Source organism: Cellvibrionales bacterium, from assembly GCA_016713115.1.
GTDB lineage: Bacteria > Pseudomonadota > Gammaproteobacteria > Pseudomonadales > UBA7239 > UBA7239.
Window position 1 is genome coordinate 352,928 of sequence record JADJPU010000001.1, and the last position, 14,599, is coordinate 367,526.

Genomic DNA, 14,599 nt, shown 5'->3' on the forward strand with positions numbered 1-14,599 from the left:
TCAAGCAGCACTACGCTGCTTGAGCGTCTCCACCACGCTTGCCAGTTCCAGCATTTCATTATCGCTGGCGCGGCGATGACGATATTCCACTTGCCCATCTTGCAAACCGCGATCGCCCACCACGAGGCGATGTGGAATACCGATCAACTCCACATCAGCCAGCATCACACCCAAGCGTGCTTTGTCTTCATCCATGTACAGCACATCAAAGCCAGCGGCTTGCAAATCCACATACAACTTTTCACAAGCATCGCTAACTTCTGGTGATTTGTGTTTGTTGATCGGAATCAGCGCAATTTGAAACGGCGCAATCGCTTCCGGCCAAATAATGCCGCGCTCGTCGTTGTTTTGTTCGATCGCTGATGCCACCACGCGCGACACACCGATGCCGTAGCAACCCATGGTCATGATCTGTTCTTTGCCTTGATCGTCGAGATAAGTCGCTTTCAAAGCCTCAGAATATTTTGTACCCAACTGAAAAATATGCCCAACTTCAATGCCGCGCTTAATCACCAAGCTGCCTTTGCCGTCTGGGCTGGCATCGCCCGCCACCACATTGCGCAGGTCTTCCACACGCACTAATGGCAAATCGCGCTCCCAATTCACACCTGTGAGATGAAAACCGTCTTCATTCGCACCGCACACAAAATCAGCTAACTGCGCAGCACTGCGATCCACAACTACAGGAAGCGACAAACCCACAGGGCCAATGGAACCTGCTTTGCAGCCCACTGCCGCCACAATTTGCGCATCGCTTGCCATCGTCAAAGGCGCTTTTACGCCAGATAATTTCTCTGCTTTGATTTCATTCAGTGCATGATCGCCGCGCAATACCAATGCCACTAATTGTGTAGGTTTGCCTTCTTCTGTATCGGCCAACACCAGCAGTGTTTTGACCGTTTGCGCGGTGTCTACTTTCAAAAATGCGCTGACTTCTGCAATGCTGTGCTGATTGGGTGTGGCAATTTTTTGCAAAGTCTGCGCGGGTGCTGCGCGCTGACCTGAAGGTGCCAAAGCTTCTGCTTTTTCGATATTGGCGGCGTAATCGCTGCTATCACTAAACGCGATGGCGTCTTCACCCGATTCTGCCAACACATGAAATTCGTGTGAGCTGTTGCCGCCGATAGAGCCGGTGTCTGCCAACACAGGGCGGAAATCCAAACCCAAACGCGTAAAAATAGCGGAGTAAGTGGCGTGCATCACATCGTAAGTCGCTTGCAGGGAATCTTGTGAGCTGTGAAAAGAGTAGGCATCTTTCATCAGAAATTCACGCGCACGCATCAAGCCAAAACGCGGACGGATTTCATCGCGAAATTTGGTTTGGATTTGATAAAAATTGGCAGGCAGTTGTTTGTAACTGCTGATCTCATTGCGAATTAAATCGGTGATGACTTCTTCGTGTGTAGGGCCGAGGCAAAACGCGTTGTCGTGGCGATCACGCACGCGCAGCAACTCCGGTCCGTACTGTTCCCAACGCTTGGATTCTTGCCACAGCTCGGCGGGCTGCACCACTGGCATCAACACTTCCTGCGCGCCACTTTTATCCATTTCCTCGCGCACAATGCGCTCTACTTTGCGCAGTACACGCAGACCCAGCGGCAGCCATGTATACAAGCCAGAAGCCAATCTGCGGATCATGCCTGCGCGCAACATCAGTTGATGGCTGACCACCGAGGCATCGGCAGGCGTTTCTTTCAAGGTAGGGAGCAAATACTGGCTGGCGCGCATAATCAAAATCCGAGGGGCAGAGAGGGCAATAAAAAAGCCGGAACAGCTTAGCTATTCCGGCTTTTGTTTTGAAGGCTAGCTGTTACTTAGCAGCCATTTCCTTCAGTTTTTTCAGCGGACGCACTTTAACAGCGGTGCTCGCTGGCTTGGCTTTGAACATCACTTCTTCGCCAGTGAATGGATTGACGCCTTTACGCGCTTTTTTGGCAGGCTTTTTAACAGCATTGATCTTCAAGATACCTGGCAACACGAACTCACCTGGGCCTTTAGGTGACACATGACGCGCGATGATATCTTCCAGATGCGCCAACACCTTGCCCACTTCTTTACGAGCTACTTCGGTGAAGTCTGCAATCTCTTGCACGATCTGGCTCTTGTTGTAACGCGCTTTAACTGGACCAGCGGGTTTAGCGGCTACTTTTGGTGCGGCAACTTTCTTCGCTACCACTTTCTTGGCTGGCGCTTTTTTAGCGACAACTTTTTTAGCAGCGGGCTTCACTGCAGCTTTCTTGGCTGGAGCTTTTTTAGCAGCTGGTTTAGCAGCGGCTTTCTTGGCAGGGGCTTTTTTAGCGGCCATGTTCAGTTCCTCTCAACAGAAGTTGATGTATGGTTGGATGTTTCACTCGTTTAGTTTTTTATACTTCTAACTGCTCTACCTATCGAAAACGCCTCAAAAAAACAGAGCAGACATTTACGATGGCTCGTATATATATAAGATTCCCCTAAACCTAGCAAGATATCAGCCGCGCATTTTGCAAAAAAACCGCAAAAAACAGGCTTTTTAAATCCTCTCGACCAAAATAACACTGTTTTACCGCTACTTTTGACAGCAAGCAGCCGCCATTCACTGCGCTGCACTCACCCATACACAGCACGAGCATCGGAATTTCTCAGGTATAATTTTTGCCCCACTGCCGAGCAGACAGCAGTGCCTCATCCAGCGGAGAATTTGCACCATGCGTAGCCACTATTGCGGCGATATCAACAAGGCTCATGTCGGCCAAACCATCACTCTGTGCGGCTGGGCGGATCGCCGCCGCGATCACGGTGGTGTGATTTTTGTCGATCTGCGCGACCGCGCCGGTATTGTGCAAGTGGTGTTTGATCCCGATGCTGGCGAATACTTCCACTTAGCCGACCGTGTGCGCGGCGAGTTTGTACTGAAAGTTACCGGCAAAGTGCGTGAACGCTCTGCTGGCACGATCAATCCCAACATGCCCACGGGTGAAATCGAAATCTATGCCACCGCGCTGGAAATTTTGAACAGCGCCGAAACACCGCCGTTCCAACTCGATACCTACACTCAAGTTGGCGAAGATGTGCGCCTGCGCTATCGCTATCTCGACCTGCGCCGCCCCGACATGGCGCGCAACCTGCAATTTCGTGCCAAGGTCACATCCATCGTGCGCCAGAGCCTAGAAAAGCAGGGCTTTCTCGACATTGAAACACCGATACTCACGCGCGCCACTCCCGAAGGCGCACGCGATTATCTCGTGCCTAGCCGCACACACGACGGCAAGTTTTTCGCGCTGCCGCAATCGCCGCAGTTGTTCAAGCAGTTGTTGATGGTGGCGGGCATGGATCGCTACTACCAAATTGCTAAATGTTTCCGCGATGAAGATTTGCGCGCCGATCGCCAACCCGAATTTACGCAAATTGATATTGAAGCGTCTTTCATCGACGAAAAAGACATCATGCACATTGCAGAAACCATGATCCGCGATTTATTCCGCGAAGTGTTGTTGGTGGATTTGGGCGATTTCCCTTCCATGCCCTACAGCGTGGCGATGAGCAGATACGGCAGCGATAAACCGGATATGCGTATCCCGCTGGAAATCGTCGATGTTGCCGATTTAATGAAAGATGTCGCGTTCAAAGTATTTTCCGGCCCCGCTAACGATGCCGGCAGCCGCGTGGCGGCACTGAAAGTGCCAAGCGGCGGTGAAAAACTGACGCGCAAGCAAATTGACGAATACGGCAATTTTGTTTCGATTTACGGTGCGAAAGGTTTGGCGTGGATCAAAGTCAACGATGTGAGCAATATTCACAACGGCGAAGGCAGCGGCTTGCAATCGCCCATCGTGAAAAACTTGTCCAATGAAGCCCTGCAGGGTGTGATTGAGCGTCTCGGCGCACAAAACGGCGATGTGATTTTCTTCGGTGCCGACAAAACCAAAATTGTGTGCGATGCCCTCGGCGCGCTGCGCTGCAAACTCGGTGCAGATTTGAACTTGTACACCTGCCAGTGGGCACCGCTGTGGGTAGTAGATTTCCCAATGTTTGAAGCTGACGAAGGTCGCCTCGCTGCGCTGCACCACCCCTTCACGCAGCCCTCTTGCAGCACCGCAGAACTCGCCGCCAACCCTGCAACAGCACTGTCGCGCGCTTACGACATGGTGTTAAACGGCACTGAACTCGGCGGCGGTTCGATTCGTATTCACGATCAAGACATGCAGCAAAATGTGTTCCGCATACTCGGCATCAGCGAAGACGAACAGCGTCAAAAGTTTGGCTTCTTACTCGACGCGTTGAAATACGGCTGCCCTCCACACGGTGGTTTGGCCTTCGGTTTGGATCGTTTGATTATGTTGATGTTGGGCGCGCAATCCATTCGCGAAGTGATCGCCTTCCCGAAAACACAAACGGCTGCGTGCGTAATGACCGATGCGCCGGGCACGGTAGACAACGCCCAGTTGCGCGAGCTGCATATTCGTCTGCGCGAAAAACCCAAAGCCGACGAAAAAGCCTGATACTTTTTTGATGGCGCGAACTACGCATGACCATCATCCTCGGCATTGATCCCGGCTCGCGCAAAACAGGGTTTGGGATCATTCGCTTGGATGGTTCGCGCACGCATTACATCAGTAGCGGCGTGATTCGCATTCCCGACACTGCACTGCCTGAACGACTGAAAACGATTTTTGTATCGCTCAACGAAATCATTCAGCAATTTCAACCGCAAGAAGTCGCGGTGGAAAATGTATTCATGGCCAAAAGTGCTGGCTCTGCTTTAAAACTGGGGCAGGCGCGCGGCGCGGCGATTGTCGCCGCCGTAAGCCATCATTTGCCCGTGGCGGAATACGAAGCGCGCAAAGTGAAACAGTCGGTGGTGGGCACAGGCGCGGCCACCAAACTGCAAGTGCAGCACATGGTAAAAACACTGCTGTCACTTGCAGGCGATCCGCAAGAAGACGCCGCCGATGCCTTGGCCGTGGCTCTATGTCACGCGCACACGCAAAAAACACTCATCCACGCAGCGGAATCGGCGGGGAAATTTCGGCGCGGTCGCATACGATGAATAGACATCTGTTTCGCACAAGGAAAAAATAAATGATTGGCTCACTGCGCGGCACGCTATTGGAAAAACACCCACCTCTACTGCTTGTGGATGTGCAAGGCGTGGGTTACGAAGTGCACGCGCCGATGACCACTTTTTATCAATTACCGGCATTGGGCAGTGATATTCATCTGCACACCCATTTTGTGGTGCGCGAAGACGCACAATTGCTGTACGGCTTTATCGATAAATCTACGCGTGAATTATTTCGCGAACTGATTCGTATCAACGGTCTTGGCCCCAAAATGGCATTGGCGATTTTGTCGGCGCTGGACGCCAGCGAGCTGGTGCTTTGCATCCAAAACAATCAGATCAACACACTCACCAAAGTGCCTGGCATAGGCCGCAAAACCGCCGAACGGCTGCTGGTAGAGATGCGCGACCGTATCAGTCACCATCACAGTAACAACAACACCGAATCACTCACCAACACGCGCGCGGCCGCAAGCACAGCAGCACCCTCCGTGCGTGAAGATGCAGAGAGTGCGCTGCTGGCGTTGGGCTACAAACCACAGGAAGCCGAGAAAATGGTGCAGGCGATACTCAAGTCGCAAACGGTGGATAGCAGCGAGGAGCTGATACGCCTCGCCTTGAAACAGATGTTGGCACGCTGATGCGCTGGCTTTAACTTTCGCAGGTCACAGCGTATTATCCTGAACGAATCAATACCTTATCGACGCAAGGAGTCCATCCTCACATGAAACGCGCACTCATCATCGCCGGTCTAGCCCTCAGCTTTATGGCGAGCCAAGCCTTCGCCAAGGACTATTACAAATGGACGGACGAAAATGGCCTAACGCAATATGCTGAACAACCGCCTGTTGGCGTAAAAGCTGAAAAGGTCAGCACTTACGGCGGCAGCAGCACGGTCTATGACCCCAATGCCGCCATCGCCGACACTGAAGAAGGCAAAAAAGAGCAGGCGCACAAAAAAGAAATAGAAGACCAAACCAAGAAGCTGGAAAAGCAGGAGCAGGAGAAGTGCGGCAAGGTTGAAACACAGCTCAAAACCCTGAAAGAACGCGGCCGTGTGCGCATGGTGGATAAAGACGGCAAGGAGCGCGTGCTGACCCCAGAAGAACAAGCTGCCAAAGTGTTGGAGCTGGAAAAATACATCAAAGAGACTTGTGAGAAGAAAAAATCATAAGTTGCTGACTTATTGGTCGCTCTACAGACACCCCAGCTCGCTGGGGTGTTTTCGTTTCAGGTCATGCAGACGCATCGGTTAAACTGCCCGCCCGCCCCACGCCGGTATTCTCCATGTCCAACCCCACAGTCGGTTTCGTCAGTCTCGGCTGCCCCAAGGCATTGGTGGACTCCGAGCGCATCCTCACGCAACTAAAACTCGAAGGCTACGATGTAGTGCCCACCTACGAGGCCGCTGATGTGGTGGTGGTGAATACCTGCGGCTTTATCGACAGCGCCAAACAGGAATCGCTGGATGCCATCAGCGAAGCCATGAACGCCAATGGCCGCGTGATTGTCACCGGCTGCATGGGCAACGGCGCAGATGCCGAGCGCATCAAGCAGGCACACCCCAACATTTTGTCCATCTCCGGCGCGGCGCAATACGAGCCAGTGATGGCCGCCGTGCATGAATATGTGCCGCCGCCAAAAACGCACAATCCACTGATAGATTTAGTGCCGCCACAAGGCATCAAGCTCACGCCGCGCCACTACGCCTACCTAAAAATTTCCGAAGGCTGCAACCATCGCTGCACTTTTTGCATCATCCCTTCCATGCGCGGTGATTTAGTCAGCCGTCCGATAGGCGATGTGATGAACGAAGCCGAGCGACTGGTGCAAGCCGGCGTGAAAGAGTTGCTGGTGATTTCACAAGACACTTCCGCCTACGGCGTGGATGTGAAATACCGCACCGGCTTCTGGCAGGGACAGCCGATCAAAACGCGCATGCTGGAATTGTGCGAAGCACTCGGCTCACTCGGCGTATGGACGCGCTTGCACTATGTCTACCCGTATCCGCATGTCGACGATGTAATTCCCTTGATGGCGCAAGGAAAAATCCTGCCCTATCTCGATATTCCGTTTCAGCATGCCTCACCCTCGGTGTTAAAAGCCATGAAGCGCCCCGCGCACGGCGAAAAAACACTGGAGCGCATTCAACGCTGGCGCAGCATCTGCCCTGATCTCACCCTGCGCTCTACCTTTATTGTCGGCTTCCCCGGCGAAACTGAAGACGATTTCCAGCAACTGCTGCAATGGCTGGAAGTCGCGCAATTAGATCGCGTCGGCTGCTTTCAATATTCGCCCGTGGAAGGCGCCACAGCGAATGCACTGCCCAACGCCGTGCCGGATGACATCAAGCAGGATCGTTGGGAACGGTTTATGGCCACCGCGCAAAAAATTTCTGCAGCAAAAATGCAGCAAAAAATTGGCTGCGAAATTGATGTGTTGATTGATGAAGTGGATGCAGATGGCGCAATTGGTCGCAGCAAGGCCGACGCACCAGAAATAGACGGTGCGGTATACCTCAATGACGCTACGCACTTGCAGGCGGGGCAAATTGTGCGTGCGCGTGTCGATGAAGCCGACGAATACGACCTTTGGGCATCTTTAATTTAATCCAGATTTTTTAATAGCGAGTTTTTATGGCTTACCTCACTACCGCACAACTCAAAACCCTCAGCGATTTTCTTGAAGCATCTGCCCGCCCCACCAACACCATGACACTGCCCGAAGTGCGCGGATTTTTGTGGGGCATCGCCAGCACACCTGCTGACATTGAAGATGAAGACTGGCTGCCCTTCGTGTTTGAAGGTGATGATGCAAATTACGCCGACGATGCAGAAGGCGACAAAATTACCGGCTTGTTATTGGCTTTATTAGAAGAGCAATACGAACGCATCGGTGACGATGATTCAGAATTATCCACTAGCGAATACAACTGGCACGAAAACGAAGAGCAACGCTGGCCATTAACCGCGTGGTGCAACGGTTTGTTAAAAGCGCACTACTGGCAAGAAGAAGCGTGGAATACCTTGCTAGAAGAAACCGAACCAGTGAAAACCGAAGACGGCATATTTGATATTGTGGAAGAAGTCGACAGCACACTGAGCATCGCTGCGCTGTTTGCCGATATTGCCGGCGCGTTGGAAGACAGCGAAGAATCCGCCGAAGTTTTTCTCGCGTCTATGGCAGAAATTGCCGAGCAACTGCCTTGGGTCATGATGAATTACGCCGAGTGCGGCTGCCTGTTATCAGACATGTTGCAAGAGCCGCAAGAACCCTACCGCCGCGAGCAACCCAAAATTGGGCGCAACGATCCCTGCTTCTGCGGCAGCGGAAAAAAATACAAAAACTGCTGCATACACGCAGCGAATGACGATTAAGCAATGCCAAACCATCCGTTCGATCTATCTACATTTGATTTGGCCGCATTTGATTTACTGCTGTTCGATCTCGACGGCACACTGGTCGATAGCGCGCCAGACATCACCGCTGCTATTGATGAAACGCTGACCGCCAGAGGCTGGTCAGCCGCCGGTTTGGAGCGTGTGCGCAGCTGGGTGGGCAATGGCTCGCGCAAACTGATTGAACGCGCCGTACTGTTTGCCGCGAACTGCGCTGACATTGAACTTCTCAACGCGGTGCACGAGGATTTTTTGGTGCACTATGCACAACATAACGGACCAGAAACGCGAATTTTTTCTGGCGTGCAAGAATTTCTTTTACATTGCCAACAACTCAATAAAAAAATGGCTTGTGTAACCAACAAACCCATACATCTCGCCAATGCCCTGCTCAAACACATTGACCTAGCAGAATATTTCTCTATTGTGATTGGCGGCGATTCGTTTCCGCAGCGCAAACCAGATCCAGTTGCGCTGCTGTATTGCTGTGAAAAACTCACCACACCTATTGAGCGCACACTGATGATTGGCGATTCAGAAACCGATGTGAAAAGCGCGAGAAATGCGGGGATGAAAGTGCTGTGTGTCTTATGGCTACAACCACGGCGGGACTGTCGCTGCGACAAACCCCGACTGGTTGATTGATGATTTTCGCGAGATTATTTCTGTTTAATTTGCTCGGCCGATTGCGTGATGGTTTCTGGATCTAAACCACGGTGCCCCCAGAAATCACCCTCGCAGAACTGACGCGGCAGCCAATCCTCGCCCACACACAAACCATCCCAACCGATTTCAATTTCAAAACCGAAGGGGCTGCTCATGTAGAACGACAACATGTTGTCGTTGGTGTGGCGACCCAGCGTTGAAGTCACACGAATGCCAGCATCGTTGACGCGGTCATAGCATTTCAAAACATCGTCGATGGTTTCGCATTCCAGCATCAAATGGTGCAAGCCATTGATAGGGCCGACGCGTGTCAAGCCAATCGTGTGGTGACGGGGGTTGCAATAGAAAAAGTTAGCGGACATTTCAGGACCGAACTCAATGTAATCGCTCATGCGGAATTCCAGCACGCGCGAGTAAAAATCAATCGACGCTTGCAAATCTGACACGAACAAATTCATGTGGCCCATGCCCAGTTGTCCGGTTTTGAATTGCATGCCCTGTGGTGAGACAAATTTGAAATCTTCCACTGCGCCCCAGAAAAACTCGATGGCATTGCCTGCAGGATCTTTGCTGTGTGCAATACCACTGACAGAACGCGCGCGCGCTTCTTCTGCCGTACCCATGCGCGCTTCCACGCCTTCGGCTTGCAATCTTGCTACTACCGTTTCCAAATCTTCTTGGCTCGCCACTTCCAAACCGATATACAAAATACCGGCATTGGTTTGATGTGGATGCACGGCAATACGCCATTGGCGATGATCCAATTTTAAATACACAGAGCCGTCGGGACCGACACCCGAGCCTTTGCTGGCTGGCCCAGAAGTCGGATCCATTGGCACACCAAACGATTCACCTGGCAGCGCGCGCGCCGGCATGGCGCCGATAATTTCTGCGCCGAACTTCATCCACTGCGAAGGATCTGGCGCACCGAAACCCAAATAACCCAAAGATTTAATTTTGCTCATGCCCTGCTCTCCTTAAAAAACAACCCGATGAAAAATTTTATTGACGAATATGCCCGTCACCCAACACCACATATTTCTGCGAGGTCAGCCCTTCTAAACCGACGGGACCGCGCGCGTGAAACTTATCAGTAGAAATGCCAATTTCCGCACCCAAACCGTATTCAAAACCATCCGCAAAACGGGTGGACGCGTTCACCATCACACTGCTGGAATCCACTTCGTTGATAAAGCGGCGCGCTTTGGTGAAATTCTCTGTCACGATACTGTCGGTGTGATGCGAGCCATAGTCATTGATATGCGTCATGGCTTCATCAAGATTCTGCACAATTTTTATCGCCAACACTGGCGCTAGATATTCTGTAGACCAATCTTCCACCGTAGCGGTCGCAATATTCGTGAGAATTTTTTGTGTTTTCTCACAGCCGCGCAGCTCCACTTGCTGCTCGTCATAACGCTTTTTGACCGCAGGCAAAAATATGGCCGCCACTTTTTCATGTACCAACAGCGTTTCCATGGCGTTGCACACGCCGTAGCGATGGCATTTGGCGTTGAAAGCAATCGCTTCGGCTTTTTGCAAATCCGCTTCGTCATCCACATACACATGACAAATGCCGTCCAAGTGCTTAATCACTGGCACTTTGGCTTCTGCTGCTACGCGCTCAATCAAACCCTTGCCACCGCGCGGCACAATCACATCCACAAACTCAGGCATTGCCACTAGCAAACCCACCGCAGCGCGATCAGTAGTGTCGATCACCTGCACCGCATCTTCTGGCAATCCCGCTTGTTTTAAACCTTCACGCACGCACTGGGCAATCACGCGATTGGCGCGAATCGCCTCCGAGCCGCCGCGCAAAATGCAGGCATTGCCGCTTTTCAGACACAGGCTCGCCGCTTCCACCGTCACATTGGGGCGCGATTCATAAATGATGCCCACCACACCCAATGGCGCGCGCATCTTGCCCACCTGAATACCAGAGGGGCGGTAGCTCATGTCCGTGATGGTGCCGATGGGGTCTGGCAGCGCGGTCACTTGCCGCAAGCCCTCCAGCATGCCGTCAAAAGTTTTGTCATTGATGCTCAAACGATCCAACAGCGCCGCGTCCAAACCGCTTGCACGCCCCGCCGCCACATCTTCTGCATTGGCCTGCAACACTTGTGCGCGCCGACTCTGCAAAACCTCGGCAATAGCCAACAATGCTGCGTTTTTTTCACCCGTGGAGGCACGCGCCACTTGCCGCGCCGCTGCGCGCGCGCGCTGCCCCACATCGTTCATGTATTGCTGGATATCCACTTGCCTGCCCACCTACAAATCAGCTCTGCATTGTAGCGGAAAGCCATCTAATGCCTAGTCGCCAGAAGGCTGCGGCGGTGCAACGGCACTGCGATTAAATACCACCTGCAAAAACACGCGGAAAGTGACCCACAACGAGCGCAAGCTCCAGTGTTTCAAGGCGTAAAACACGCGGCGCGGCGTAAAGTAAAAACGCAAATTGGCGCGGCGAATTGCCCTGCCCAGTGGATAACCGTAAACACGCTCATACCACGAGGTGTAATCACGATAACTGCCGCTGTCCACCTTGGCTGCATCCAGCGTGATGGCTTCATTTTCTTTAAGAGCCAAGGTAAACAGTGGCGTATTGGGCTGCGGAATTACGGTAAAGAAATACGCCAAAGTCATCGGTGTAGTCAGCGCAAAGTTGATAGTCGCTTCCACTTCTTTGGCTGTTTCCGTCGGAAAACCCAACATAAAAAAACAAGTCACCTGAATACCGCGTGCATTAAACAATTCCAGCGCATGCTTGGCTTTAGCAATATCGAGATGCTTTTCAATCAGAGTTTGCAAACGCGGAGTGACCGTTTCAATGGCTATGCACACAGCATAGGTACCGCCATTACACATCGCATCCACGGTTTCTTTGTCTAAAATATCGGCGCGCAAACCATTGGGGAAAGCAAACTTCATTTTGCCAGGCCAGCGCCGCTGCACTTCGCGCATCAATTCGCGCACACGCGGTTTATGCAGATTAAAAATATCATCTTCAATATGAAACTCATCCACACCGTAATTTGTGTATAGATGTTCTATATCCGCAATCACGCGCTCTACGCTGTGATACACGAATTTTTTACTAAAAATATCGTGACAGTAATTACACAAATACGGGCAGCCACGCGAGGTAAACAAAGGCGCATAGCGTTTGCCTTTCAAGTTGGCCGCATGATTGGGTTTACCTGCGTACAGCGCAAAATCCACCAAATCCCATGCTGGCATGGACAGCACATCAATATCAGGAATGAAATCTTGTTTTTTGCTGAGATGCAGCGAACCATCCGGCAAGCGGCGAGAAAAACCGGCAATGTCATCGTTCAATTCTGTGTTGCATGCCAAGCGATACAGCGCTTCAGGAAAGGTGCGATCTGCCGGCCCTTCAAACACCCAATCCATCGAGGCTTCTTCCAACACAGCGACGGAATTATTGAGTGCGTAAGGGCCGCCCATCACCGTAATGATATTAGGGTTGATGCGTTTAGCGGCTCTCGCCACGCTGTAACTGGCTTGCGCCTCAAAATTGAGTGCAGAAAAACCGATCACATCCGGCTGAAACTCACGCAGTAGCGGCAACAAATCTTCCACTGACATTTCAGCCACTTTCATGTCGATCATTTTAATGGTGATGTCGTCACCGAAGCGTTCACGCAGCGAAGAGGTGAGATACAACAAACCCAGTGGTGGCGATTGAATCGCTGCCACCACTTTTGATACGGTTTTAATAACAAGACATTCAAACGACGCAGAGAACCCACCTCGTTGACAGGATGTGTCGGCACAAACGGCACAGCAGCCGCAGCATCAGTCGCTATAACCATGATTTTTACAGTGGGATTCAATATTTTATTTATTGGATCCACTATGCCAGAGCAAAATAGCGCAAACAAGCTGACTGCACTAAATGCCACCACGATCCATATTGCGGTAACTCAGCGCCTCGCGCAGATGACCAGTTTGAATACTCTCGCTACTCGCCAAGTCGGCAATCGTGCGCGCCACTTTCAACACGCGGTGATACGCCCGCGCTGACAGCCCCAGCTTCTCCATCGCGCGCGCCATCAGTTCGCGCTGTTCCTCATTCAATGTGCAGTGTTGTTCGATTTCTCGCGTGCCCAAGGCTGTATTGTTTTTAGCTTGCCGCTGCCATTGGCGTTCACGCGCCGCACACACCCGCTCGCGCACAGTCTGCGAGCTCTCGCCCGCCGCCATGGGCGACAGCACTTCGCCTTGCGGCAGCGCCGGCACTATTACATGCATGTCGATGCGATCTAACAGCGGCCCCGACAAACGATCGCGGTAGCGCCGAATTTGCTCCGGCTTGCAGCGGCACTGCACGCGCGTATCGCCCGCGTGACCACAGGGACAGGGGTTCATCGCCGCCACCAACTGAAAGCGCGCGGGGTACTGCACTTGTGCGTTGGCGCGCGCGATCAAAATTTCGCCGTACTCCAGCGGCTCTCGCAGCACTTCCAATACCGTGCGAGAAAACTCCGGCAGTTCATCGAGAAACAGCACGCCGTGGTGCGCCAGCGAAATTTCACCCGGACGCGGCTGACTGCCGCCACCCACCAATGCCACGGCAGAAGCGGTGTGATGTGGTTGGCGGAATGGCCGCCCGCGCAACAGCGACTGACCGCGACCCGCCACCGAATAAATCGACGCAATTTCCAGCATTTCTTCATCGCGCAGCGGCGGCAACAAGGCGGGTAAGCGCTGCGCCAACATGGTTTTTCCGGTGCCGGGCGGCCCGCAAAACAGCAAGTTATGCCCGCCGGCAGCGGCCACTTCCAGAGCGCGCTTGGCGGCGATTTGACCGCGCACATCGGCGAGATCCCACTGCGCATGTGCCGTAACAATTTCTGATTTTTTGCGCGACAACAGTGGCAACTTTTCTTGATCGTGCAAATGCGCGCACACTTCCAACAAATGTTTGGCGACATGCATGGTGCAACCGCTGTATTGCGCGGCTTCTTCGCTGTTGGCGTGCGGCAGCAGCAAAGTGCGTTGGTCTTTTGCGCAAGCCATCGCCGCCGTCAATGCGCCGCTCACGGCGCGCAATTCACCCGATAACGCCAATTCACCGATGCACTCCAAATTTTCCAGCGCCTCTGCAGGAATTTGACCAGACGCGGCGAGAATACCGAGCGCAATCGCCAAATCGTAACGCCCGCCTTCTTTGGGCAAATCAGCCGGTGCGAGATTGATGGTGATACGCTTGGGCGGAAAATCAAAACCGGCATTGAGCAGCGCGCTGCGCACGCGGTCTTTGCTCTCTTTCACCGCCGTTTCCGGCAGACCGACAATCGACAACTGCGGCATGCCATTCGACAGATGCGTTTCTACGGTGACGAGGGGTGCGTGCACACCCAATTGCGCACGCGAACGAACCACAGCCAATGACATGGCAAACTCCTTCCTTGGTGAATGTACTGCTCCGAGGCGCGCATTGTAGCGGGCGAGCCACCAAAGCTGTCAAAAT

13 protein-coding genes are annotated in these 14,599 nt (G+C 52.7%); 7 read left to right on the forward strand and 6 right to left on the reverse strand.

Going from position 1 to position 14,599, the window contains the following annotated elements; genetic code table 11:
• Positions 1-1,728 carry a proline--tRNA ligase gene (locus IPK30_01680; GenBank protein MBK8102033.1) on the reverse strand — a complete coding sequence of 576 codons (1,728 nt, stop codon included), beginning with the start codon at positions 1,726-1,728 and terminating at the stop codon, positions 1-3.
• 82 nt (positions 1,729-1,810) lie between these two features.
• Positions 1,811-2,305 (reverse strand): HU family DNA-binding protein, encoded by a 495-nt coding sequence (locus IPK30_01685; GenBank protein ID MBK8102034.1) that lies wholly within the window; start codon positions 2,303-2,305, stop codon positions 1,811-1,813.
• Between the two features lie 379 nt (positions 2,306-2,684).
• Here IPK30_01685 and aspS point away from each other — a divergent pair, with 379 nt between their 5' ends.
• The 7 genes from aspS to gph all read left to right on the forward strand — a co-directional run bounded on the left by aspS (position 2,685) and on the right by gph (position 9,081).
• Positions 2,685-4,478, forward strand: coding sequence for an aspartate--tRNA ligase (aspS, locus tag IPK30_01690; GenBank protein MBK8102035.1), 1,794 nt, complete (start codon positions 2,685-2,687; stop codon positions 4,476-4,478).
• 26 nt (positions 4,479-4,504) lie between these two features.
• A complete protein-coding gene (gene ruvC / locus IPK30_01695; GenBank protein MBK8102036.1) occupies positions 4,505-5,026 on the forward strand; it encodes a crossover junction endodeoxyribonuclease RuvC in 522 nt (173 codons plus the stop codon).
• 32 nt (positions 5,027-5,058) lie between these two features.
• Positions 5,059-5,679, forward strand: a complete 621-nt coding sequence (gene ruvA / locus IPK30_01700) for a Holliday junction branch migration protein RuvA (protein MBK8102037.1) — start codon at positions 5,059-5,061, stop codon at positions 5,677-5,679.
• A gap of 83 nt (positions 5,680-5,762) precedes the next feature.
• Positions 5,763-6,212 carry a DUF4124 domain-containing protein gene (locus IPK30_01705; protein MBK8102038.1) on the forward strand — a complete coding sequence of 150 codons (450 nt, stop codon included), beginning with the start codon at positions 5,763-5,765 and terminating at the stop codon, positions 6,210-6,212.
• A gap of 113 nt (positions 6,213-6,325) precedes the next feature.
• Complete coding sequence (rimO, locus tag IPK30_01710; protein ID MBK8102039.1) at positions 6,326-7,648, forward strand: 30S ribosomal protein S12 methylthiotransferase RimO; 1,323 nt, start codon at positions 6,326-6,328, stop codon at positions 7,646-7,648.
• Positions 7,649-7,674: 26 nt separating this feature from the next.
• On the forward strand, positions 7,675-8,415 hold the full coding sequence (locus tag IPK30_01715; protein MBK8102040.1) for a UPF0149 family protein: 741 nt from the start codon (positions 7,675-7,677) through the stop codon (positions 8,413-8,415).
• Between the two features lie 3 nt (positions 8,416-8,418).
• Positions 8,419-9,081: a phosphoglycolate phosphatase gene (gene gph / locus IPK30_01720; protein ID MBK8102041.1), complete on the forward strand. Its 663-nt coding sequence runs from the start codon at positions 8,419-8,421 to the stop codon at positions 9,079-9,081.
• Between the two features lie 14 nt (positions 9,082-9,095).
• Here the strand turns inward: gph and IPK30_01725 are convergent, their stop codons facing one another.
• From IPK30_01725 to IPK30_01740, 4 genes are all read right to left on the reverse strand, one after another.
• The gene (locus IPK30_01725) at positions 9,096-10,067 is read right to left on the reverse strand and encodes a VOC family protein (GenBank protein ID MBK8102042.1); all 972 of its coding nucleotides are present in this window, start codon (positions 10,065-10,067) and stop codon (positions 9,096-9,098) included.
• A 37-nt stretch (positions 10,068-10,104) separates the two neighbouring features.
• A complete protein-coding gene (locus tag IPK30_01730) occupies positions 10,105-11,361 on the reverse strand; it encodes a glutamate-5-semialdehyde dehydrogenase (protein ID MBK8102043.1) in 1,257 nt (418 codons plus the stop codon).
• A 54-nt stretch (positions 11,362-11,415) separates the two neighbouring features.
• Complete coding sequence (locus IPK30_01735) at positions 11,416-12,822, reverse strand: B12-binding domain-containing radical SAM protein (GenBank protein MBK8102044.1); 1,407 nt, start codon at positions 12,820-12,822, stop codon at positions 11,416-11,418.
• Positions 12,823-13,017: 195 nt separating this feature from the next.
• On the reverse strand, positions 13,018-14,523 hold the full coding sequence (locus IPK30_01740; protein ID MBK8102045.1) for a YifB family Mg chelatase-like AAA ATPase: 1,506 nt from the start codon (positions 14,521-14,523) through the stop codon (positions 13,018-13,020).
• Positions 14,524-14,599 lie beyond the last annotated feature (76 nt).